The 20,298-nt window shown below is 70.7% G+C and carries 19 protein-coding genes; 4 read left to right on the forward strand and 15 right to left on the reverse strand.

Annotation, left to right across the window (positions count from 1 at the left end; all coding sequences use genetic code 11):
- Positions 1 to 50 precede the first annotated feature (50 nt).
- From V1457_RS00655 to thyX, 6 genes are all read right to left on the reverse strand, one after another.
- Positions 51 to 1,943, reverse strand: a complete 1,893-nt coding sequence (locus V1457_RS00655) for a DUF2075 domain-containing protein (protein WP_338599041.1) — start codon at positions 1,941 to 1,943, stop codon at positions 51 to 53.
- Between the two features lie 111 nt (positions 1,944 to 2,054).
- Complete coding sequence (locus tag V1457_RS00660) at positions 2,055 to 2,408, reverse strand: nucleotide pyrophosphohydrolase (protein WP_295145377.1); 354 nt, start codon at positions 2,406 to 2,408, stop codon at positions 2,055 to 2,057.
- Between the two features lie 103 nt (positions 2,409 to 2,511).
- Positions 2,512 to 4,200, reverse strand: a complete 1,689-nt coding sequence (locus V1457_RS00665; protein WP_338604753.1) for a ribonuclease J — start codon at positions 4,198 to 4,200, stop codon at positions 2,512 to 2,514.
- 26 nt (positions 4,201 to 4,226) lie between these two features.
- Entirely contained in the window at positions 4,227 to 5,171 is a 945-nt protein-coding gene (dapA, locus tag V1457_RS00670) for a 4-hydroxy-tetrahydrodipicolinate synthase (protein ID WP_200070060.1), read from the reverse strand.
- A gap of 234 nt (positions 5,172 to 5,405) precedes the next feature.
- Positions 5,406 to 6,032, reverse strand: coding sequence for a TIGR03085 family metal-binding protein (locus V1457_RS00675; RefSeq protein ID WP_295150461.1), 627 nt, complete (start codon positions 6,030 to 6,032; stop codon positions 5,406 to 5,408).
- Positions 6,033 to 6,090: 58 nt separating this feature from the next.
- Complete coding sequence (gene thyX / locus V1457_RS00680) at positions 6,091 to 6,843, reverse strand: FAD-dependent thymidylate synthase (protein ID WP_338599047.1); 753 nt, start codon at positions 6,841 to 6,843, stop codon at positions 6,091 to 6,093.
- A 194-nt stretch (positions 6,844 to 7,037) separates the two neighbouring features.
- Between thyX and V1457_RS00685 the strand changes: the two genes are divergently transcribed.
- Together V1457_RS00685 and V1457_RS00690 are read left to right on the forward strand one after the other, a co-directional pair.
- The gene (locus tag V1457_RS00685; protein ID WP_338599050.1) at positions 7,038 to 7,595 is read left to right on the forward strand and encodes a toxin-antitoxin system HicB family antitoxin; all 558 of its coding nucleotides are present in this window, start codon (positions 7,038 to 7,040) and stop codon (positions 7,593 to 7,595) included.
- A gap of 15 nt (positions 7,596 to 7,610) precedes the next feature.
- Positions 7,611 to 8,645, forward strand: coding sequence for a DUF4097 family beta strand repeat-containing protein (locus V1457_RS00690; protein ID WP_338599053.1), 1,035 nt, complete (start codon positions 7,611 to 7,613; stop codon positions 8,643 to 8,645).
- Between the two features lie 9 nt (positions 8,646 to 8,654).
- On the opposite strand, the gene V1457_RS00695 is transcribed toward V1457_RS00690, so the two are convergent.
- Positions 8,655 to 9,893 carry a DNA glycosylase AlkZ-like family protein gene (locus tag V1457_RS00695; protein ID WP_338604756.1) on the reverse strand — a complete coding sequence of 413 codons (1,239 nt, stop codon included), beginning with the start codon at positions 9,891 to 9,893 and terminating at the stop codon, positions 8,655 to 8,657.
- Between the two features lie 184 nt (positions 9,894 to 10,077).
- Between V1457_RS00695 and V1457_RS00700 the strand changes: the two genes are divergently transcribed.
- Together V1457_RS00700 and V1457_RS00705 are read left to right on the forward strand one after the other, a co-directional pair.
- On the forward strand, positions 10,078 to 10,644 hold the full coding sequence (locus V1457_RS00700; RefSeq protein ID WP_200070066.1) for a GNAT family N-acetyltransferase: 567 nt from the start codon (positions 10,078 to 10,080) through the stop codon (positions 10,642 to 10,644).
- Between the two features lie 122 nt (positions 10,645 to 10,766).
- Positions 10,767 to 11,258: a YqaA family protein gene (locus tag V1457_RS00705; RefSeq protein ID WP_295142058.1), complete on the forward strand. Its 492-nt coding sequence runs from the start codon at positions 10,767 to 10,769 to the stop codon at positions 11,256 to 11,258.
- Between the two features lie 57 nt (positions 11,259 to 11,315).
- On the opposite strand, the gene V1457_RS00710 is transcribed toward V1457_RS00705, so the two are convergent.
- The 8 genes from V1457_RS00710 to V1457_RS00745 all read right to left on the reverse strand — a co-directional run bounded on the left by V1457_RS00710 (position 11,316) and on the right by V1457_RS00745 (position 20,238).
- Entirely contained in the window at positions 11,316 to 11,561 is a 246-nt protein-coding gene (locus V1457_RS00710; protein WP_338599060.1) for a hypothetical protein, read from the reverse strand.
- A 16-nt stretch (positions 11,562 to 11,577) separates the two neighbouring features.
- The gene (locus tag V1457_RS00715) at positions 11,578 to 11,781 is read right to left on the reverse strand and encodes a hypothetical protein (RefSeq protein WP_200070068.1); all 204 of its coding nucleotides are present in this window, start codon (positions 11,779 to 11,781) and stop codon (positions 11,578 to 11,580) included.
- 104 nt (positions 11,782 to 11,885) lie between these two features.
- Positions 11,886 to 13,133 (reverse strand): YeeE/YedE family protein, encoded by a 1,248-nt coding sequence (locus V1457_RS00720; RefSeq protein WP_338599063.1) that lies wholly within the window; start codon positions 13,131 to 13,133, stop codon positions 11,886 to 11,888.
- Positions 13,134 to 13,317: 184 nt separating this feature from the next.
- A complete protein-coding gene (locus V1457_RS00725) occupies positions 13,318 to 15,072 on the reverse strand; it encodes a hypothetical protein (RefSeq protein ID WP_338599066.1) in 1,755 nt (584 codons plus the stop codon).
- 71 nt (positions 15,073 to 15,143) lie between these two features.
- Complete coding sequence (locus V1457_RS00730) at positions 15,144 to 16,970, reverse strand: hypothetical protein (protein ID WP_338599069.1); 1,827 nt, start codon at positions 16,968 to 16,970, stop codon at positions 15,144 to 15,146.
- A 614-nt stretch (positions 16,971 to 17,584) separates the two neighbouring features.
- A complete protein-coding gene (locus V1457_RS00735; RefSeq protein WP_200070071.1) occupies positions 17,585 to 18,070 on the reverse strand; it encodes a hypothetical protein in 486 nt (161 codons plus the stop codon).
- Entirely contained in the window at positions 18,071 to 18,835 is a 765-nt protein-coding gene (gene dapB, locus V1457_RS00740) for a 4-hydroxy-tetrahydrodipicolinate reductase (protein WP_338599074.1), read from the reverse strand. It abuts the gene before it with no gap.
- 56 nt (positions 18,836 to 18,891) lie between these two features.
- Entirely contained in the window at positions 18,892 to 20,238 is a 1,347-nt protein-coding gene (locus V1457_RS00745) for a pitrilysin family protein (protein ID WP_200070073.1), read from the reverse strand.
- Positions 20,239 to 20,298: the final 60 nt, after the last annotated feature.

Genomic DNA, 20,298 nt, shown 5'->3' on the forward strand with positions numbered 1-20,298 from the left:
CGGTATCGATCACCGCGTTCCCGCCGACGCCTTGAGCCGAGGAACCCGGATCATCGCGTCACGTGCGCCAGGAATTCCTGCGTCTCGGGGTCCGGGGAATACACGCAGACCCCGCTCATCCCCCTTGTGAGCAGCACCTTGTAAGTGTTGCGGATGAGCCCGGCGAAGTGGAGTTCGTCCGCCTTCCGGACACCCGGGTCGTGCGAGTGGCCGCGGCGTGCGACCCACTCCCCGTCACGGCGGACGAGGTCCGGGCCGATGATCACGCCGGCCCAGTCGTACTCGAAGCCCTGGGCGGTGTAGATGCATCCGACCTGGTCGAATCCGCGTTCGTCGGAAGCCCAGAAATAGGACTCGGGCGCGTCGGGCACGCTGTTGCCGGGTTTTGCGTTCCAGGGACGCTTCCAGTCGTTGATGACGACATCGTCCACGAGGTGTTTGCCCTGCTCCGCCTCGGCCGGATCACTCCACGGCCAGCAGTAGCCCGCGGCGATGCGCGCGGTGCCGCCGTGTTCGGACCGCCGGGTCCGCAACCATGCTTCCATCGCCTGCGGAGTCGCAGCGCTGGCGACGACGAAATCATCATCGGTCGCCGACACCAGGCGGGTCCATTCCGTCGGACCGGCCTGTTCGAGTCCGAGCAGCCGGGAAACCCAGGTGTCGAACGCCGCCGAGCCGCCACAGCGGAATTGGCCCTCCAGGCGCACGACCTCGACTTCGCAGCCCTTCGTCTTGGCCGCTGTGGTGATCTCCTCCAGCGACCCCATTTCCCCCGGACGCACGATCTGGTCCTCGTCGAGGAGGAACACGGGCACCGATGCGACGTCGATCAATTCGTCGATCTGCCGCCCGGCACGTGCGCGGACTTCCTTCTTGGTGAAGCGGTTCACGCTCGTTTCCCGGATGCGGTGCGCTTCGTCGCAGATCAGGACGTCGAGTTCGCGGGGTTCGGAGCTGACGTAATTGTTGAAGTACTTGAACAGCCCCTGCACGCGGGTGTTGCGGCTGCCCGCGGTCTTGCGGAGCGTGCGGGTGAAGGCGCCGGATCCGGTGGCGTGGTGCACGGTACGGCCTTGCCGCGCGAGTTCGCCGACCAGGCTCAGCGCGATGGCGCTCTTCCCGGAACCAGGGCCGCCGAGGACGATCACGACGGTGCGAGTACTGGCGGCGCGAGCATTGCGCACGGCGTGCATGACCGTCTCGTAGGCGACCTTCTGCTCGTCGAGCAGCACGAACTGCTCGCGCTCCCGGATTTCCTTGGCCGCGATGTTGAGCAGCGCTTTGGACGGCGCGTGGTGGAAGTTGAGGAACTCGTCGGCGGCGTTACGCGCGGCGTCGCGGTCACCGGCCCGGCCGAGCACGGCCTGCAGGCGGTCGACGAGCGCGCCTCGATCGTCGAGGGTGAACAGGCGTCCGTACTCGCTCAGCGCGTGGTCGCGCAACGCCGAGACGTCCGCGTTCCGCGCGTTGTGCAGGTAGGCGATGCCGTGGACGGCGTCCGGACGTGCGGCCAGAGCGGGCGTCGAATCGACGAGGTACTGGCAGTAGCGGCGAACCTGCTCGACCGGATGCAGAACGGGGGCCGGACCGTAACCGGCGGTGCGGACGAGCTCGCCCACTGCCGCTTCGACGTGCGACCACTGCTTCAACTCGACGAGCACGTAGCTGGATTCGCCGGTCGTGGGGTGCGTTCCGCACAGGACGGCGTCGACGCGCCGAGGGCTGTGCGGGAGTTTGTGTTCCAGCAGCACCTCGACGTGCCCGAGCCCGGCATCTGCCAGATCGGCGAGCAGCACCGGGAGGCTGCGCTGCCAGGACCGCACCTCGGAGGTTCCGACCCGGGACTCGAGCTGGAACTTGGCCTGCTCGTTGAGCAGCAAGTGCAACCGGTCGGCTTTCGCGTCTTCGAGCAGTTCGGCCGCGCTCCGGCGAACCAGTGCCACTGACAACCCCCACTGGGCACGCGTGATCCACGCGCGGGTGGGGGCAGCGACGAAGTGGCTACTTCGGTGCCCGTCGGGCCGCGATCTTGCCGGGCCAGGTTAGCAGTCCGCTCATTCGAGCCGGTCGTACTTTCGAGCGTTGCCCTTGGCCGTTTCGACCGGGTACTTAGCCGCGTTCAAGCCCATCTTCACGTCCAGTGCGGCCAGGATGTCGATGTCGAGCACGTCGGCAAGGCGCAGCAGGTACGCGAGCACGTCGGCCATTTCGTGGCGCACTCGCTCGCCGGCTGCGGAGTCGTCCATGATCTGCGCGGACTGCTCCGGGGTGAGCCACTGGAAGAGCTCGACGAGTTCGCCCGCCTCGACGGACAACGCCATGGCGAGGTTCTTCGGGTCGTGGAACCGGTGCCAATCACGTTCATCCGCGAATGTGCGCAGGCGCTGCTGAAGGGTCTCGATGGTCACGTCCGGTGACCCTACGAGACGCGGGGGTCTCCGGACGCGAGCTGCAGCGGCCATCACGACCGCTCGGAAAGCCCGTCACCGGGGCAAGGCCCGGCGACGTCGCTCAGGAACCCACCGGCAGCACGTTCGGGACGATCATCGGGCGGCGGCGGTAGGTGTCGGCGACCCACTTGCCGACCACGCGGCGCACGGCCTGGGCGATGCGGTGGGTGTCGGTGATGCCTTCCGATTCGGTGCGGGCGAGTTCCATCTCGACCAGCGGCACCACTTCGTCCAGCGCCTTCGGGTCGTCGGAGAAACCGCGCCCGGAGATCGTCGGGCTGGACACCGCCCGGCCCGTGGCGGCCTCGACCGCCACGGTGATCGAGATGAAGCCGCCCTCTCCGAGTACCAGGCGGTCCGACAGCGTCGACTCGCCCACGTCGCCAACGGACAATCCATCGACGTAGACGTGACCCACTTCGACGCGGCCCGCGACCTTCGCGATGCCGTCGACCAGGTCGACCACGACACCGTCCTCGGCGATCACCACCCGTTCCGGGGCGACGCCGGTCAGCCGGGCCAGTTCGGCGTTCGCGCGCAGGTGCCGCCACTCGCCGTGCAGCGGCATGACGTTGCTCGGGCGCACCGCGTTGTACAGGTACAGCAGCTCACCCGCGGAAGCGTGCCCGGAGACGTGCACCTTCGCCCCGCCCTGGTGCACCACCTCGGCACCCAGCCGGACCAGGCCGTTGACCACGCCGAACACCGCGGTCTCGTTGCCGGGGATCAGCGAGCTCGCCAGCACCACCGTGTCCCCGGCCTTGATGCGGATCTGCTTGTGCTCACCGCGGGCCATCCTGGACAGCGCCGAAAGCGGCTCGCCCTGCGAACCGGTCGAGACGAACAGCACCAGGTGCTCCGGCATCGCCAGCGCCTCGTCCAACTCCACCAGCAGGCCCGGCGGCACCCGCAGCACACCGAGATCGGCTGCGATGCCCATGTTGCGCACCATCGAGCGGCCAACGAAGCAGACCTTGCGGCCGTGCTGCTCGGCGGCGTCGAGCACCTGCTGCACGCGGTGCACGTGGCTGGCGAAGCAGGCCACGATCAGCCGCTGGGTCGCCTTGCCGATCACCGAGTCCAGCACCGGGCCGATCTCGCGTTCCGGCGTGACGAACCCCGGCACCTCGGCGTTGGTCGAGTCGACCAGGAACAGGTCCACGCCCTCGTCGCCGAGCCGGGAGAACCCGGCCAGGTCGGTGAGCCTGCCGTCCAGCGGCAGCTGGTCCAGCTTGATGTCCCCGGTGTGCAGCGCGACGCCCGCGGGAGTGCGGATCGCGACCGCCAGCGCGTCCGGGATCGAGTGGTTGACCGCGAAGAACTCCAGGTCGAACGCGCCGTGCTCGCTGTGCTGTCCCTCGGCGACCTCGATCAGCTGCGGCGTCTGCCGGTGCTCCTTGCACTTGGCCGCCAGCAGCGCCAACGTGAACTTCGAGCCGACCACCGGAATGTCCGGGCGCAGCCGCAGCAGGAACGGCACCGCACCGATGTGGTCCTCGTGCCCGTGGGTGAGCACCAGCGCCTCGATGTCGTCCAGGCGGTCCTCGATCGGCCCGAAGTCCGGCAGGATCAGGTCCACACCCGGCGAATCGTCCTCGGGGAACAGCACCCCGCAGTCGACGATGAGCAGCTTGCCCGCGTACTCGAACACGGTCAGGTTGCGGCCCACCTCGCCGATGCCGCCGAGCGCGGTGATCCGCAGGCCGCCCTCCGGCAGCGCGGGCGGCGGCGCGGACGCCGTCGGCGCCATCGGGCGGTGTTCGGAAGGCTGCGTGCTCACCGGGACGTCACCTCTGCTGCGGCATCGGGGTTGACCAGGACAAGACCGGCGTCCCACAGATCGCTGGTGATCACCCGCACCTGCTCGTCGGTGGCCTGCGGCAGCGGCAGCCGCGGATGCCCGGTCTCGTAGCCGCACAGCCGCAGCGCCGTCTTCGAGAAGATCACGCCACCGACGAAGTTCATCGAGCGGTACACCGGCATGAGACCGGCGTGCACGTCCCGCGCCGACTCGATGTCCCCGGCCTCGAACGCGTCCAGCATCTTGCGCAGGCGGTCGCCCACCACGTGGCCGATCACGCTGACGAAGCCGACCGCGCCGACCGACAGCCACGGCAGGTTCAGCGGGTCCTCACCGGAGTAGTAGGCAAGATCGCTGTTGCACAGCACCTCGCTGCCCGCCCACAGGTCGTGCTTGGAGTCCTTCACGGCCTTGATCCGCGGGTGCTCGGCGAGCCGCTTGAGCGTGTCGGTCTGGATCGGCACCACCGAACGCGGCGGGATGTCGTAGAGCATCACCGGCAGATCGGTCGCGTCCGCGACCGTGCCGAAGTGCGCCAGCAGCCCCTCCTGCGGGGGCCGCGAGTAGTACGGGGTGACCACCAGCAGACCGTGCGCGCCCGCCTTCTCGGCGCTGCGAGCCAGCTCCACCGAGTGCTCGGTGTTGTTCGTGCCCGCGCCCGCGACGACGGTCGCCCGGTCGCCGACCGCCTCGACGACCGCCTGCAGCAGGCGCTCCTTCTCGTCGTCGCTGGTCGTGGGGCTCTCTCCCGTGGTGCCGTTGACGATGAGGCCGTCGTTGCCGACGTGATCGACCAGGTAGGTCGCCAACTCCTGGGACAACGCCAGGTCGAGCTTCCCGTCTCCGTCGAACGGCGTCACCATGGCGGTCAGGACCCGGCCGAACGGTCGGCCAGGGGCAGCGGTAGGACAGACGGTCATAGCTCCTGACGCTACCTGGTGAGTCCATTGATCAACGCGCCGCATCGGCGGCCGTGCGCAGGACCTCCGCCGCGACCGGCGGCAGCCGGAAAGGTACCGGTCAGCGCCCGTGCGGGCCGATCTTCTTCCGTCGCGGCGGCTGCGGTGGCGCGGGTTTTCCAGCGGCACATGCGTGCGATCCGCACGGCGCCGCCGGTCACCCGTTCGGCCCAGCCGGTTCGAACGCGACCGGCTTCAGAACGAACGGCGCAAGTCCTCCACCGCGAGCACGTCCGCCTCGTTGCCTTCGATTTCCACCTGGTGCTGGCGGCGACTGAAGGCGTGCAGGATCAGCTCGCTCGGCTCACCGCTGAGGCGCACCGTGCGCGGACCGCGCTTCGCGGCGATCTCGGTGCCGTCCGGGCGGCGCAGCACCACGCCGACAGGGCTGCGGCCGTAGAACACCTTCGCCACCCGGGACAGCGACTTCCACAGCGCTTCCTCCCGCTCCGGGTCGGACGGGCGCGGCTGCCAGCCCGGCTGCGCGCGGCGCACGTCCTCGTGGTGCACGTAGAACTCGGCGGCGTTGACGGTCTCGTCCACCGAGCCGAACGACATCGGGTTCCACTTCGGCGGCCCCTCGCGCAACGTGGCGATCAGGTCCGGCCACGGCTTGTCCCGCAGCTCCTGCTCCACCTTGTCGCCGCGCTCGGCGAGCGCCTTGATGAACTTGCCCGCCAGCGCGTCCGGACGACGCTCGCGCAGCAGCAGGTGCACCGCGAGGTCCTTGGTCTTCCAGTCACCGCACAGCGTCGGCGCGTCCGGCCCGACCCGCTCGAACAGGTCGCAGAGTTCCCGGCGCTCGTCGTTGGCCACACCCATGCGGCCACTGTAGCCGTGATCAGCGAACCGGCACGCGCACCGGGCGCTCGGCCGGAAGTCAGCCCTCGGTGACGAACGGGCTGGACGCGACCTCGGTGCCGTCGGTGAGGCTGGTGATCTCGAAGTCGCCGAACACGTTCGGTGCAACCTTCTGCAGCTGGCGCAGGCATTCCACGGCGAGCGCGCGGATCTCCACGTCGGCGTGCTCGCTCGCGCGCATCGCCACGAAGTGCCGCCACGCGCGGTAGTTCCCGGTCACGACGATGCGGGTCTCGGTCGCGTTCGGCAGCACCGTGCGCGCGGCCTGGCGGGCCTGCTTGCGGCGCAGCGTCGCCTTCGGCTCGTCGGCGAACTTCTCCTGCAGCGCTTCCAGCAGCTCGTTGTACGCGTGCACGCTCGCCTCGGTGGCCTGCACGAACTTCTCGTGCAGCGCCGGGTCCTCGGCGATCACGTCGGGTTCGACCATCGCGGCGTCGCGCTCCGGGACGTAGCGCTGGGACAGCTGCGAGTAGGAGAAGTGCCGGTGCCGGATCAGCTCGTGGGTCAGCGAGCGGGACATGCCGGTCAGGTAGAAGGTCACCGAGCCGTGCTCCAGCACGGACAGGTGGCCGACCTCCATGATGTGCCGCAGGTAGCCGTCGTTGGTGGCCGTGGCCGGGTTCGGCTTGCGCCAGGACTGGTAGCAGGCCCGGCCGGCGAACTCCGCGAGCGCCTGGCCGCCGTCTGCATCGGTGGACCAGTCCACGTCGGCCGGGGGGAGGAACTCCGTCTTGCCGATGAGCTGGACCTTCGGCGGCACGATCTCGGTCACGGTGCGCGGACCCTTCTGGCTCGTCTCGGGGTTTCTGCTGCTCCGCCGCTGCTGCGGCGGTTGCGGGAACGAGCGTAACCGGCCGTGCCGACAGTCCTGCCGCACCGGCCGGTCACCACTCGCGATGGCGCGGTGACACCGGACGACACCATCGAATGATTGCGCGACGCCAGCATCGACGCCATATTGGTGTCATGGATCTGAGCCCTTACATCAACCAGCTTCGCGAAGACCTCACGTCCGCCGCCTCGGCGGGCGACGAGCAGACCCGGCAGACCGCCGCCGTGCTCTCGGCCGCGATCGAGCCCGCGGCACGGCTGGCGATCATGAACGCGCTGTCCGACCTCGCCGCGGAGGTCACCACGCACCTGGAAGACCAGGTCGTCGACGTCCGGCTGGACGGGCGGGACGTCCGGGTGGCGGTCAGCGGCGGAGGCGGCGGGAAGGCTTCGACCGCCGAGGACGACCGGCCGCCGCCACCGCCTCCGGGCGGCGACAGCGGTGACATCAGCAGGATCACGCTGCGGCTGCTCGACGAGATCAAGTCGCAGGCCGAGAACGCCGCGTCCACGCAGGGCGTGTCGCTGAACACGTGGGTCGCGCAGGCAGTGCAAGGCGCCCTGCACGGCGGCAGACCGCGGGGACCGTGGGAGCACCACCGGCCGGGTCGCGGACCCGGTTGGGGCGGGCCGGGCCGCTTTCGCGGCGACGAAGGCTACGGCTCCCGGGTCCACGGCTGGGTGCAGGGCTGACGGGAGGTGGCGACCTTGAACAGCGACACCGGCCGGAATTCCCAACCCGGCGACTCCCAACCCGGCGATGCCGAATCCCGGGAACCGAACGAGCTCGTGCGGACCCAGGAATTCGACACTCCTGGGCCGATCGTCGTGGACGTCGGCAACAGCCTCGGCGCGATCAACGTCGAGCTGGCCGAGACGGTGACCACGCACGTGGAGATCCGGCACGACTCCGCGGGTGGTGGCCCGGAATGGCGCACCGGCCTGTCCGGCCTGCTCAACTGGGTCGGCGGGCAGATCAGCGAAGCCGGACGGCGTGGTGGTCTCGGGGCTGGTGGTCTCGGGGCTGGCGGTTTCGGCGGCGGGCTCGGGGATCGCGCCTTCGGCGACCGCGGCCCCGGGGAACCGATCGCGGAGGCGGTGCGCCAGACCACGATCGACTTCACCGGCGGCAACAGGTTGTCGGTGCGCGCGCCGAGCACGGTGCCGCTGCGCACCGTTCCGCTGGCGATCACGGTGCGGGCACCGGAGGAAACCGAGGTCTCGGTGCGCTCGACCGGCGGCGACGTGCGCGTGACCGGTCCGGCGAGCCGGGCGCGGGTGGAGTCCGGTGGTGGCGCGGTCTCCGTGGAACGGGCCGGCGGCAACGCGGTCGCGCGCACCGGTTCGGGCGCGCTGCGGCTCGGGGAGATGGGTGCCGGGGTGCAGGCCCGCAGCGGCGGCGGTGACGTGGAGATCGCCTCGGTGGGTGCGGCGTCGTCGGTGGTGACCGGCAGCGGCAGCGTGTGGCTGGGCGCGGTGCACGCGGACGTGCTGGTCCGGTCCGGCAGCGGTGACATCACCATCTCCGAAGCCGCCCGCGGCCAGACCGAGCTGATCACGGGTTCCGGTGAGCTGCGGGTCGCGGTGCGGCGCGGGGTGACCGCGGAAGTGGACCTGACCTCCACGACCGGGTCGGCGCACAGCGACCTGGAGGTTTCGGCGGAGCCTGCCGAGGACGAGCCCCCGCTGCGGATCTTCGGCCGCACCGGTAGCGGCGACGCGCTGCTCACCTCGGCCGGGTGAGCGAGCGGATCAGGACGCTGCGGTGAGCGCGCGCAGCGGGTCGGCGAGGTCGCCCCGGGTTCCGACGGCAACGCCGTCCAGGCCCAACCAGGCGGCCATGTCGTGCAGCGCGGCGGCGAGCTCCGGGGCGATCTTGCCGAGATCGCGGTCGGGTTCGCCGAACGCGCCGGGCACGCGCAGCACCTTCGCGGTCCGGTCGGCTTTCAAGTCGACCCGGGCCACCAGTTCACCGTCGAGCAGGAAGGGGAAGACGTAGTAGCCGTACTCGCGTTGCGGCTGCGGCACGTAGATCTCGATGCGGTAGCGGAAGCCGAACAGCCGCTCGGCCCGCGAGCGCTCCCAGATCAACGGGTCGAACGGGCAGAGCAGCGCGCTGCCGCGCACCCGCCTCGGCGTGCGTGCGTCGACGTGCCGGTACGCCTGGTTGCGCCAGCCGTGCACCGCGACCGGTTCGAGGTCGCCGTTTTCCACGAGCTCGTCGACGGCGCGGCGGCCGCGCTGCGGGCTGAGCCGGTAGTAGTCGCGCAGCTCGGCTTCGGTCGCGACGCCGAGCGCGTCCGCGGAGCGCCGCACGAGTTCGCGCACCGCGTCGTGCTCGTCCGGGTCTTGGCTGAGCACGTCCGCCGGCAGCACCCGTTCCGGCAGGTCGTAGAGCCGTTCGAAACCGCGGCGGGTGCCGGTGGTCAGCTCGCCCATGGCGAAGAGCAACTCGCAGACCCGTTTGGTGTCGGTGCGGTTCCACCACGGTCCGCGCCCCTGGCGGGTGTCACCGCCGAGTTCGCGTTCGAGGGTGCCTGCGCCGACCGGACCGAGGTCTTTGACCGCGGCGAGCACGTCGTCGATGAGGCCGGGTGAGTCCTCCAGCAGCTCGCGCAGGCCCCGCCGCCACGAGCCGCCGTGTTCGCGCATCCGCCAGCGCAGCAGCGGCCAGTCCCGCACCGGTATGAGGGAGGCTTCGTGCGCCCAGTACTCGACGAGCAGCCGCGGCTTTTTCGCGCTGTGCGTCCAAGCGGCGTTGTCGACGAGCTCCGCGGAGTAAGCGCCGAGGCGGCTGTAGAGCGGCATGTAGTGCGCCCGCACCGCGACGTTCACCGAGTCCATCTGCAGCAGCTTCGTCCGACCCAGCGCCCGGTTCAGGTGCTGCCTGTTCGCCTCCCCGATCGGCCGTGCGGCAGTGGATCCCTGCGCGGCGAACCCTTGGGCGGCCAGCGCCGTCCGCCGTGCTGCCGCAGCACTCATCGTCTCCATCACCCGGATGGTGCCAGGCCGCACCGACAACCCCGCCCGGCGCACCGAACCGCAGCGCATGGCTCGACGAACCGGTTCGGCGAGCTGTTGCGCGCGCCGGACGAACCGGTCACGCAACCCGCGCGGCACCGCGTCTCCCCCGCCCGCACGCATCCGGACTGACCTCCCAGCTAGTTTGGCGCGCATGGCCGATGCCGATGTGCGCCTCGCCGCGCCTTCCGACGTCCCCGAGATCGCACGGATCCAGCTCACCACCTGGCGCAGCGCCTACGCCGAGCTGCTGCCGCCGGAAGCGCTGGCGAGCGTGGACGAGAACGCGGCGCGACGCAGCTGGGAAGAGGCACTGCACGGCGGCCAGGTGACGTTGCTGGTGGCCACCGAGGGCGAATGGACGGTCGGGTTCTGCGCCGCAGGTCGTGCTCCCGAGCAGGAAGCCGCCGCCGCGAACGGCACCCCACCGCCGGATGCGGCGACCGTGGCGCTGGTGAGCACGCTGCTCGTCGAGCCGCGTTGGGGTCGCCGCGGGCACGGCGGCCGGCTGCTGGCGACCATGGCGCAACAGCTCGCCGAGGGCGGCGCCACGCGCGGCATCACCTGGGTTCCGGAGGAGGATTCGGCCTCGCTCGCGTTCTTCGAGCACGCCGGTTGGGGTCCGGACGGCACGGTCCGCACGCTCGACGCCGCTGGTCGCCCGCTGCGGGAGCTGCGCCTGTCCGGCCCGCTCGACCTGGAACTCTCCCGGCCGGAGTGAGCCGCCTGCGGGGGGCGGGTCGCGGCCCGGCCGGAAACGCTCCGCAGCCGCCCGGCCACACGATGCCGTTCGGCGGATGTTGCTAGCCTGGCGCTGACCACGCACCGACCTCCGGAGGACCCGTGCTGACCTCCATCGGTTTGATCTCCACCGCCTTCGGGATGTCGGTGGTTTCCGCGCTGTTCCCGATCATCAGCGTGGAGATCTTCGTCGTCGGCATGGTCGTCAAGGGCCCGGAGGTGCCCTGGTGGCTGCTGGCGCTGGTGGTGACCCTCGGGCAGATCGGCGGCAAGCTGCTCTACTACTACGCCGCGCGCGGCATCATCAAACTTCCCGGTTTCCTGCAGCGCCGCAGCGATCCGGAGCACCACACCGGCCGCTGGAAGGAATGGCTGGACCGGTTCCGCGCCTGGTGCCTGCACCGTCCGATGTGGACCGGTGGAGTGCTGCTGCTGAGCGCGGCGGCGAGCCTGCCACCGTTCCTGGCGACCTGCGTGGTCGCGGGCTGGGCGCGGGTGCCGCTGAGCACGTTCTTGATCACGGGCCTGGTGGGCCGCTTCGCCCGCTTCGCGGCGCTGGCGGTCGCCCCCGGCTTGATGATCGCCTGGATCTGAGCCGCCGCGTGGACGGCCCCGGTGCCTGACCGGGGCCGCCGTCACCCGAAGCGGCGCTCACGCCCCCGGCAAGAGCTTGCCCGGCACGTCCAGCACCGAGTCGACCAGGCCGAACACCGGGACCCCGAGCGGCGCGAAGGTCCACTTGTTGTGCAGGTCGCCGGTGTCCGGTTCGTCGACCACGACGACACCGTCCTGCTCCGGCGCGGACTGCGGTGCGGCCACCGCGGCGCCGGCCCCGCCCAGCAGGGCGGTTCCGACCAGCGCGGACACCGCGAGTCCGCGGCGCAGTTCAGCGTTCATGACGGTTTCCTCCTGGTCAGTCGAGCGCGTCGAGCAGTCCGACGACGGGGTTGAGGGCGGCGGTCGGCAGGCCGACGGTGGGGCTGAGCAGTCCACCGGCGTCCACGCCGGGCACGAGCCAGATCGACGGCGGGTCGGCGTGCGCGACGCCCGCGCCGAACCCGGCGAGGGCGAGGGTGGCCGCGGCCGTGGTGGCCACCCTGGCGAGGGTTTTCGGCATGGTGATCTCTTCCTTCCGTGCTCTCCCGCCGGTCGGCGGGAGGTCTGTGCCACGGCGGAGCCAGCCGGGACCCGGCGCGCCGCGCCCGGTTCACCGGCGCGGGCTCAGCACACCGCGTCGCCGGGTTTCGGATTGCCCAGCCCGAACAGGGGCCGCAGCAGCAGGCCTGCGTAGGTGCCTGCGATGGCCAGCACTCCCCACAGCCAGCCGTGCAGGCTGAACGAGGCGATGCCGGAGAAGTAGGCGCCGATGTTGCAGCCACCGGCCAGCCGCGCGCCGAGGCCCATGGCGATGCCGCCGAGCACCGCGCCGAGCGCGAGCCGCAGCGGGACCCGCCGGTGCAGCACGAACGCTCCGGCCAGCGCGGAAGCGATCAGCGCGCCGATCATGATGCCGAAGTCCATCACCGAGGTCTTGTCGGCGAGCACCGACGCTTGCAGCTTCGCGGTGTTCTCCGGGTCGCTCCAGAAGGGCGAACCGGAGATGTCCACCCCGATCCAGCCGAGGAACTTCGCGCCCCACAGCCCGAACGCCGAGGTGATGCCCCACGGCCCTCCGGAGATGAACAGCGTCAGCGCGTTGAACCCGGCCAGCAGCAGCGCCCCGGCCCACAGCGGCCACGAGCCGCGCAGCACTCGCAGGAATCCGCGCGCCGTGGGCGGCTGCTCGATCGGCGGCGGCGTGCGGCGACGTTCGACCAGCAGCGACACGCCCACGACCGCCGCGATGATCACCAGCGAGATGAGCAGCGCGCCGGGATAGCCCAGCGGGGTGTCCGCGAACGACACCGTGGGGCCGGTGTTCTGCAGCGTCTTGATCCAGGGCGAGATGAACGCGCTGAGCACTGAACCCGCGATGAAGCCGCCGAGGGTGTAGAGGATCGCGGTTTGCCCGCTGCCCACCGCGAACAGCGTGCCGGACGCGCACGAGCCGCCGACCTGCATCCCCACCCCGAACAGGAACGCTCCGAGGATCACGCCGAGCCCGGCGGGCGCGACGGTCCCTTCCGGCGCGCCGGAGAGCCCGAGCCCGCCGCCGAGGATCGCGGAGAACAGCAGGCAGGCCGCGGCCAGCATGACCATGTGCGCCCGCAGCGCGCGCCCTTGACCGACCGAAACGAGCTGCCGCCACGCCGAGGTGAAACCGAACCGCGAGTGGAACAGCACGGTGCCGAGCGCGAGCCCGACGGCGTAGAGGACGGTCAGTTTCCACCCGGCTTCGGCCGCGACGGCGAGGCCGACGACGACGGCGAGCAGGATGCCGGCGGTCACGACGCCGGGCCGGGCCGGTGGTGCTTGGGCCGCGGGAGGCGGCGGGGTTCTGGGGGCGCTGTCGACGCCGACTGCGGACATGGATTCTCCTCGTCTCGAAAGCTTGCCGTTGTGGTCCAACAAACCCGTTCGGCTCGATCTTTCCCGGTTGCGTAGCGGCGTTCGCCACGGAAGGCGGCTGTTGTGCTTGTTGCGTTTCAAGCGGCGCTAGCCGCTCTCACGGCGTTCGCAACCGGCACCGCTACGCAAAATGGGCCCAGAACGATCAATCCGGGGTCAACGGGCCGGAGACGGGGACGACGGTGCCGCGCGGGAGCCACTGGCCGGCGGGGTCGGAGCCGTGCATCGGCATCTTCATCCCGCCCATTCCGGGCATGTCCATCTGCATCACGTCGACCTGCGCGGCCGCGTACACCGAGATGGGGTCTTCGATCCGCTGCCCGCGCGCGGCGAGCCAGGTCTCCAGCCCGGCCACCGATGGCGGTTCGCCGCCGAATCCCTCGTTGATGGCCATGCCGTATTCGAGCGACCGGTAGTCGCGCGGGTCGAACCGCAGCGGAGCGGCCGAGCTGGCCGCCGCGGTGGTCACGGGGCTGTGCAGCAGCCACGGCGCGAGGTGGGCGCCGTAGGTGTAGTTCGGTGGCCCGCCGGGCCGTTGCCGCACCGATTCGAGGTGTTCGGCCGCGTTGGTCCAGCCGGACACCAGGATCAGCGCGTTCTCGGATCGCGGTGCGCCGCTGACCGGCAGGCGCGCCGCGTCCGCCGCCGTTCGCACCACGCCGGTGGCTTGCCGGGAGCGCGGCGAGTCGTCGCCGATCACGGTGATTCCGGGTGCGCCGTTGCGGTGCACGTATCCGACGAGGGCGCGCAGCGCCTCGGCGTCCTGCGGCTGGAGCGAATCGGCGGGGCAACCGGTGAGCGGATCCCGTTGTCCCGCAACGATTCCGGCGAGCGCGGCGCTGGCGCATTCCGGCCCGTCGGGGCCCGCCGCGTCGGCGGGCCCGGGTGCGTCGCCGGTGTCGACTTCGACGCTTCCTTCCGCGGCGCCGCTCCGCAGCACCAGATCGCTGCGCCCGGCCGGCAGGTCCACCTGCGCCCAGTGACCGCTGGTGCCCGGCCGCGAAACCGCCCGGACGGGCCGCCCACCGGAGTCGATGGTCAGCTCGTCACCTGCGCTTTCCGGCAGGTGCACCAGGTTGGGCCCTGGGCGGTGCGGCGTCACCAGCACCGGCACGTCCTGCTCGCCGACGGTGGCGTGCGCGAGCCGGGCGACTCCCGGCTGCGGGAGCTCACCGGGACGCGGAATCGCGGGCAGCACCGTGAACGCGACGAAGGCCACGGCGACCGCGCCTGCACCGAAGCGGTAGATCCGCCAAGGATTCTCCTGGCGCAGCAGCAGAACCGCCCCAACAACGGCCACTATGGACAGTGTGAGCACGAGCAGCGCCGCACCCAGCGGGCTCAGCAGCCTGCGATCCGCGATGCCGGTGCTGAACAACTGCACCGCCACCGCCACCACCAGTGCCGCGGCCAGCGCCCATGCCAGGTACCGCAACCGCGGCGCACCGTCCGGGCGCTGCTCGGCGGGCAGCAGCAAGCCGTATCCGGCCAGCCCGAGCCAGCCGACCACGGCCGCGCTCGCCACCGCCGCGGCGAAGAATTCCACCGGCGAGTGCCCGAGCCCGCTTTCCACGATCAGCAGCACGGTCAGCGCGAAGCCGAGGTAGGAAGCCGGCGACGGCAGGCGCAGCAGGATCGGAAGCGCCAGCACCAGCACCGCGTGCACCACCGCGACCGGCACGCTGACGTGCTGCACCGGAATCGACAGCAAGCTCGCCGCGGCGGCGATCACGGCCGCGGCCGCGGCCACCACCACCGTCGCCCGCCCGGTAGTGCGCACCGACCCGCGCAGCAGCCCCAGCCCGGCGACCACGGCCGTGCCCGACAGCAGCAGGATGCGCAGCACCAGCGCGGCGGCGTCCACACCGGTCGCTGCCGGGTGCATACCGCTCATGTCCATCGCGAAACCTCGCTTCACGCAGGGAAAACCGGGGCCCGGGCACCGCGCGCGGCGATGCCCGGGCGGGTGAGCTACTTCAGGTCCTCGTCGGCGACCACGAACAGCTCGGAGTGCGGCTTCGCGTTCCCGAAAGGCCCGTGCGGCCACGACTTGCGGTTGAAGTTGATGCCCGTCTCACCGGTGACCTCGTCCTTGAACGACTCGTCCACGTTGACCTGGCCGTCCTCGGCGAGGTCGATCATGTTGACCTTGTGGTCCCCGTCGTTGCCGGTGCGTGCGACGAAGTAGTTCGACACCGCCAACCGGCCGGGCTGCTTGGTCTCCTCGTACTTGCCGTCGGCGCCCGGCTTGAAGTTGTCGTAGGCGCCCCAGTGCGGACCCGCCCCGGGCTGTCCCGGGTTGATCGGAGCCGCACCGGCCAGCGTCGGGCAGTCCTGCCCGCCGCCGTTCTCGGCCTTCTCGACGCTGTCGATGGAGCACTGGAAGTCGGTGCCCTTGCTGGTCAGCTTGGAGATGTCCAGCGTGTACACGCCGCCGGTGGCACCCGGGTCGTCCGGGCCGAGCGTGCCCTTCTGCCTGCCCTGCACCGCGCGGTACAGGAACCGGTCGTCCGGGCTGGTCTGGATCCAGCCGCCGTTCGAGCCGCTGCCCTTGGCGTCGTTGTTCGCCGGGTCGATCGCCTTCAACGCCTGCCCGTCGTCGAACACCTGCGTCCAGCGCGGGGCCGGGGCGGTGATGTCCGGGGTGTAGAAGACCGCGCCGCCCTGCATGGTTTCGGCGAACGCGCCCTTGTGGCCGGGCCGGTTGGTGACGGTGGTTTCCATGACCGCGCGGCTTTCCGAATGCAGCGGGTCCTCCGGATCGGCGCGCGGCCCGTCCGGCAGGTACGACACCGACTTGAGCTTCGGCTGGTTGCGGTCGGAGATGTCCCAGGTGCGCACGGTCGGCCGCCGCAGGTACGGCGACGGTTGCTTGACCGGGTCCAGGATGATGTTGCGCGGTTCCGCGTAGTCGCTGGTGACCAGCGTGTTCAGGTCCTCGCGGGCCTGGATGCCGTGCGGGTTGGCGCAGGTGGGTTTGCCCAGCCGCGGCAGGTTGTCGCACAACTTCGGGTTGTCGCCCTGCGGAGTCGCGGCCGGGGATTGGGAAAGCACCTTCCCGTCCCGGTCGAATCGCACGACTTCGCCCGGACTACCCGCGAAACCGTTTCCGCTGTGCACCGATCCGTCGTCGTAGCGATAAGGACCGGGAGCGACCGGACCGCCCATGTAGGTGCCGTAGGACGTGCCGTCCTTCAGCGTCCAATAAGCGTCCGGAACCGAACCGCCGAGCGTCTGCGTCGGCAAGCTGACGCCCTTGAGCTCCAGGTTCGGCAGCTTGGTCACGTCGAACGCGTAGGTCGCGCCGAGGAACAACGCGCCCGCGAAAATGGTGTCGCCCTTGTGCCACACGTATTGCATGTGGTGCGGCTCGTTCTCCACCAGCGGCCCCACGGTGGCGGTGTTGACCACCTTCCCGTAGGTCTCCGAACCCTTCGTCGCGTCGATGACCGCGAGGAAGTCCGGTCCGGGAAGCGCGTTCTTCGCCTTGTTCACCGGATCCTTCAACGACCCGGGCAGGCCCTTGACGTCCTTGACCGCGGTGTCGGCGATGTTCTCGTCACCGGCCCACACCAGCAGCCATTCCTTGCGCTTTCCGTCCGCGGCCTTGGTCGCCACGTTGCGGACGGTGTGGTTGGTGACCGAGTAGTTCTTGCCGTCGGCCCCCGGCACCTGCTGCGTCGTGACCTGCACGTCCGCGTCGGCATCCTGCACGGGCAACGTGACGGTGCCGACCGCGAGCAGCGCGGCGGCCGCCCCGATCATTCCTCTGCGCAGCACTCGCGCCTTGATTCTCATGTTCTCTCCGGTCTGCTGCGGAATTCCACCAACGTCTGGGCACCTTCGAACTCGATTACCTGCATTCGGGCACAGGTGTTCTCGGGAAAGGTTTCCGGTGGCGCCGGTCCAGCGATTCCCGCGCAGCATCGATCCGCACGGGAGGCGTCGATTCCGGACGTGCCTCCGGTCCGCCCCCGGGCGCACCTGCCCGCCGGCCCGGAAATGCGTTTCCGGGCCGGTGGGTCTGGTTCCGTTGGGGACACGGAATTGCGCGAACCGCCGCAGGAACGGCCGGCCCGCGCCGAAAGGAAGAGGGAATCCGCGATTCAGGTGCGGCGCTGCGCGCCGCGCGGTTCCGCCCGCGGATTTTCCACGGGCGAACTCCGCTGAATGGCCTGCGCGGAAGTCGGCGAAAGGATCGTCAGCGAATGCTACACAGGGCGCTGGCCTGCTGCTGCAAATCGACGTGCAGGCGAGCCACCAGAGTGGTGAACCTCGACATGCGGTAGATCATGCGCGGGCGATCTACCCGGTGTCAACCAATCGACCAATCCGTGAGATGAGCACGGGAACTTTTCCGGGCCGCCGAACGTTCCCCGCCGTTCGTAGGTACCGCCGCGGCGCCGGATGAACTACTTTTCGCCCTCCGCGTCGCCGCGCTGGAGTTCGATCGCCCGGCGCATCGCCTTGCGTCCGCGGTTGCGGTCCCCGGCCAAGTCGTACGCCTGGGCGAGGGCGAACCACGCCCGCCACTCGTGCGGCGCGGCTTCGAGTTCGGCCTGCTTCTGCTCGAACCAGGCGTCGGCGGCTTCCCGCTGCACCCGCCCGGAGGGGCGCAACGGCAGGTGCGAGGTGTCCGGCAGGTTCCCCTCGGACTCCAGCAACCGCGCCAGCCGCTCGGTCTGCGCGCCGAACCGGAGCTGGTCGGCCACCAGCAGCGCACCCAGCACCGGCAGCACCAGGATCGCCAGCCCGAGCACGACGAACACCGGCTGCGCGGTCACGATCATCGTGACCGCGCGCTGCCCCATCAGCACCAGGTAGACCAGCAGCACCGCGGCGAGCACGAACGCCGCGGCGCGCGGACCGAACCAGGATTGCCGCTCGTTGGTGGACATTCACAGCCCCAGCACGGTGTCGAGCCCGACGGTCAGCCCCGGCCTGCCGCCGACTTCGCGGATGGCCAGCAGCACGCCCGGCATGAACGAACGCCGGTCGTAGGAGTCGTGCCGGATGGTCAACGTCTCCCCTTCGGTGCCGAACAGCACCTCCTGGTGCGCCACCAGTCCGGCCATCCGGATCGAGTGCACCGGCACCTCGTTCACCTTGGCGCCGCGCGCGCCGTCGAGCCCTCTGCTGGTGGCGTCCGGCGCGGCCTCGAGCCCTGCGGACTCGCGGGTCTGCGCGATGACCTCCGCGGTTCGAGCCGCGGTGCCCGACGGGGCGTCCGCCTTCTTCGGGTGGTGCAGCTCGACGATCTCCGCCGACTCGAAGAACCGGGCAGCGATCTCGGCGAACTTCATCGACAGCACCGCGCCGAGCGCGAAGTTCGGCACCACCAGCACCCCGGTCTCGGGCCGCTCGGCCAGCAAGCTGCGCACCTGCTCCAGCTCGTCCGGGCCGAGCCCGCTGGTGCCGACGACGACGTGGATGCCGCGCTCGACGCAGAAGCGCACGTTCTCCAGCACCGAATCGGGGTGCGTCAGGTCCACCGCGACCTGCGCGCCGGAACTGACCAGCACCTCCAGCGAGTCCTCGCGGTTGACCGACGCGACGAGTTCCGCACCGGGGTCCTCCTGCACGGCGCGCACCGCCTCGGAACCCATCCGCCCGCGCGCGCCGAGAACGCCGACCCGGACCGGAGTGGAAGCTGGGGAAGTCACGAACGTGCCGCCTTTCTGCGTTCTGCGTGGCCGAGCCGGTGATGCCGGCGAAATTCCTACCGCCGGAGGGGTTCCGGCAAATCTTGCTCGTCTTCGTACGGTCCGACGACGGCCGTGGTCAGCGGCCTGCGCAGCAGGTCCCGCGCCAGCGCGGCCACGTCCTGCGCGGTGACCGCGTCGATGCGGTCCAGCGTCTCTTCCACGCTGAGGTGGCTGCCGTAGTTGAGTTCGCTCTTGCCCACCCGGCTCATCCGCGAAGCGGTGTCCTCCAGGCCCAGCACCAGCCCGCCGCGCAGCTGCCCGCGCCCGCGGGCGACCTCGTCCTCGCCGAGCCCGTCGGCGGCCACCGCGGCCAGCGTTTCGCGGATCACCGCGGCCACCTCGCCCAGCCGGTCCCGCTGGCAGCCCGCGTAGACGGCGAACGAACCGGCGTCCGAGTAGGCGGTTGCCGACGAGTACACCGAGTACGCCAGCCCGCGCCGCTCGCGGATCTCCTGGAACAGCCGGGAACTCATGCCGCCGCCGAGCGCCGCGTTGAGCACTCCGAGCGTGAACCGCCGCTCGTCGTGCCGGTTCAGCGCGCGGCAGCCCAGCAGCAGGTGCGCCTGCTCGGTGTCGTCGTGGCGCAGCACCAGCGGGCGCTGCTTGGGCAGCCGGGCGCGCCCGGAACGCGGCGGGTGCGGCGTCTGCGGCCCGTCGAGCCGCGAACCGAGCGCCTTGCGCAGCAGCCGCAGCACGCGGGCGTGCTCGACGTTGCCCGCCACCGCGATCACCATCTTCGGCAGCGCGTAACCGCGGCGGTAGAAGCCGTGCACCCGGTTGCGGCTCATCGCGGTGATGGACTCCTCGGTGCCGAGCACCGACCGGCCCAGCGGGTGATCGCCGAGGACCGTCTCGGCGAACACCTCGTGCAGCAGGTCCTCCGGGTCGTCGTCGCGCATCGCGATCTCTTCGAGCACCACGCTGCGTTCGACGTCCACGTCGCTGGAGGCGTTCACCGCGTCGAACACGACGTCGCAGAGCAGGTCCACCGCCAGCGGCAGGTCCTCGTCGAGCACGTGCGCGTAGTAGCAGGTGTGCTCCTTGGAGGTGAACGCGTTGAGCTCACCGCCGACGGCGTCGACCTCCTCGGCGATGTCCACCGCGCTGCGCCGCCCGGTGCCCTTGAACAGCAGGTGTTCCAGGTAGTGCGCGGCGCCGGCCTGCGGGCGCGTCTCGTCGCGCGAACCGACACCGACCCAGACGCCGACCGAGGCCGAGCGCACTCCCGGCACCTGCTCGGTCACCACCCGCAGCCCGCCCGGCAGCACCGTGCGCCGCACCGATTCCGCGCCGCTGCGTCCCAGCACGCGGGTGGTGCCCGGCCGTTGCAGGTGCCCGGCACGTGTCTGGTTCTGCTTCATCGTCCTTCAAGATCTCTTCGCCGTAACCCCCGGACACGATACGGCCCGCCCCGGAAGTCC

This window comes from Saccharopolyspora sp. SCSIO 74807 (genome assembly GCF_037023755.1).
GTDB classification, from domain to species: Bacteria; Actinomycetota; Actinomycetes; order Mycobacteriales; family Pseudonocardiaceae; genus Saccharopolyspora_C; species Saccharopolyspora_C galaxeae.

Excerpts from the sequence above, each read along its gene's own strand:
- V1457_RS00665 (WP_338604753.1), bottom strand. The coding sequence starts at position 4,200 with ATGGCGCCGACGGCGTCCGCGCCGCCGCCCGCGCTGCCGGAGGGCGGC.
- dapA (WP_200070060.1), bottom strand. The coding sequence starts at position 5,171 with ATGACCGTCTGTCCTACCGCTGCCCCTGGCCGACCGTTCGGCCGGGTC.
- V1457_RS00675 (WP_295150461.1), bottom strand. The coding sequence starts at position 6,032 with ATGGGTGTGGCCAACGACGAGCGCCGGGAACTCTGCGACCTGTTCGAG.
- V1457_RS00685 (WP_338599050.1), top strand. The coding sequence starts at position 7,038 with ATGGATCTGAGCCCTTACATCAACCAGCTTCGCGAAGACCTCACGTCC.
- V1457_RS00695 (WP_338604756.1), bottom strand. The coding sequence starts at position 9,893 with ATGGAGACGATGAGTGCTGCGGCAGCACGGCGGACGGCGCTGGCCGCC.
- V1457_RS00700 (WP_200070066.1), top strand. The coding sequence starts at position 10,078 with ATGGCCGATGCCGATGTGCGCCTCGCCGCGCCTTCCGACGTCCCCGAG.
- V1457_RS00710 (WP_338599060.1), bottom strand. The coding sequence starts at position 11,561 with ATGAACGCTGAACTGCGCCGCGGACTCGCGGTGTCCGCGCTGGTCGGA.
- V1457_RS00715 (WP_200070068.1), bottom strand. The coding sequence starts at position 11,781 with ATGCCGAAAACCCTCGCCAGGGTGGCCACCACGGCCGCGGCCACCCTC.
- V1457_RS00720 (WP_338599063.1), bottom strand. The coding sequence starts at position 13,133 with ATGTCCGCAGTCGGCGTCGACAGCGCCCCCAGAACCCCGCCGCCTCCC.
- V1457_RS00725 (WP_338599066.1), bottom strand. The coding sequence starts at position 15,072 with ATGGACATGAGCGGTATGCACCCGGCAGCGACCGGTGTGGACGCCGCC.
- V1457_RS00730 (WP_338599069.1), bottom strand. The coding sequence starts at position 16,970 with ATGAGAATCAAGGCGCGAGTGCTGCGCAGAGGAATGATCGGGGCGGCC.
- V1457_RS00735 (WP_200070071.1), bottom strand. The coding sequence starts at position 18,070 with ATGTCCACCAACGAGCGGCAATCCTGGTTCGGTCCGCGCGCCGCGGCG.
- V1457_RS00745 (WP_200070073.1), bottom strand. The coding sequence starts at position 20,238 with ATGAAGCAGAACCAGACACGTGCCGGGCACCTGCAACGGCCGGGCACC.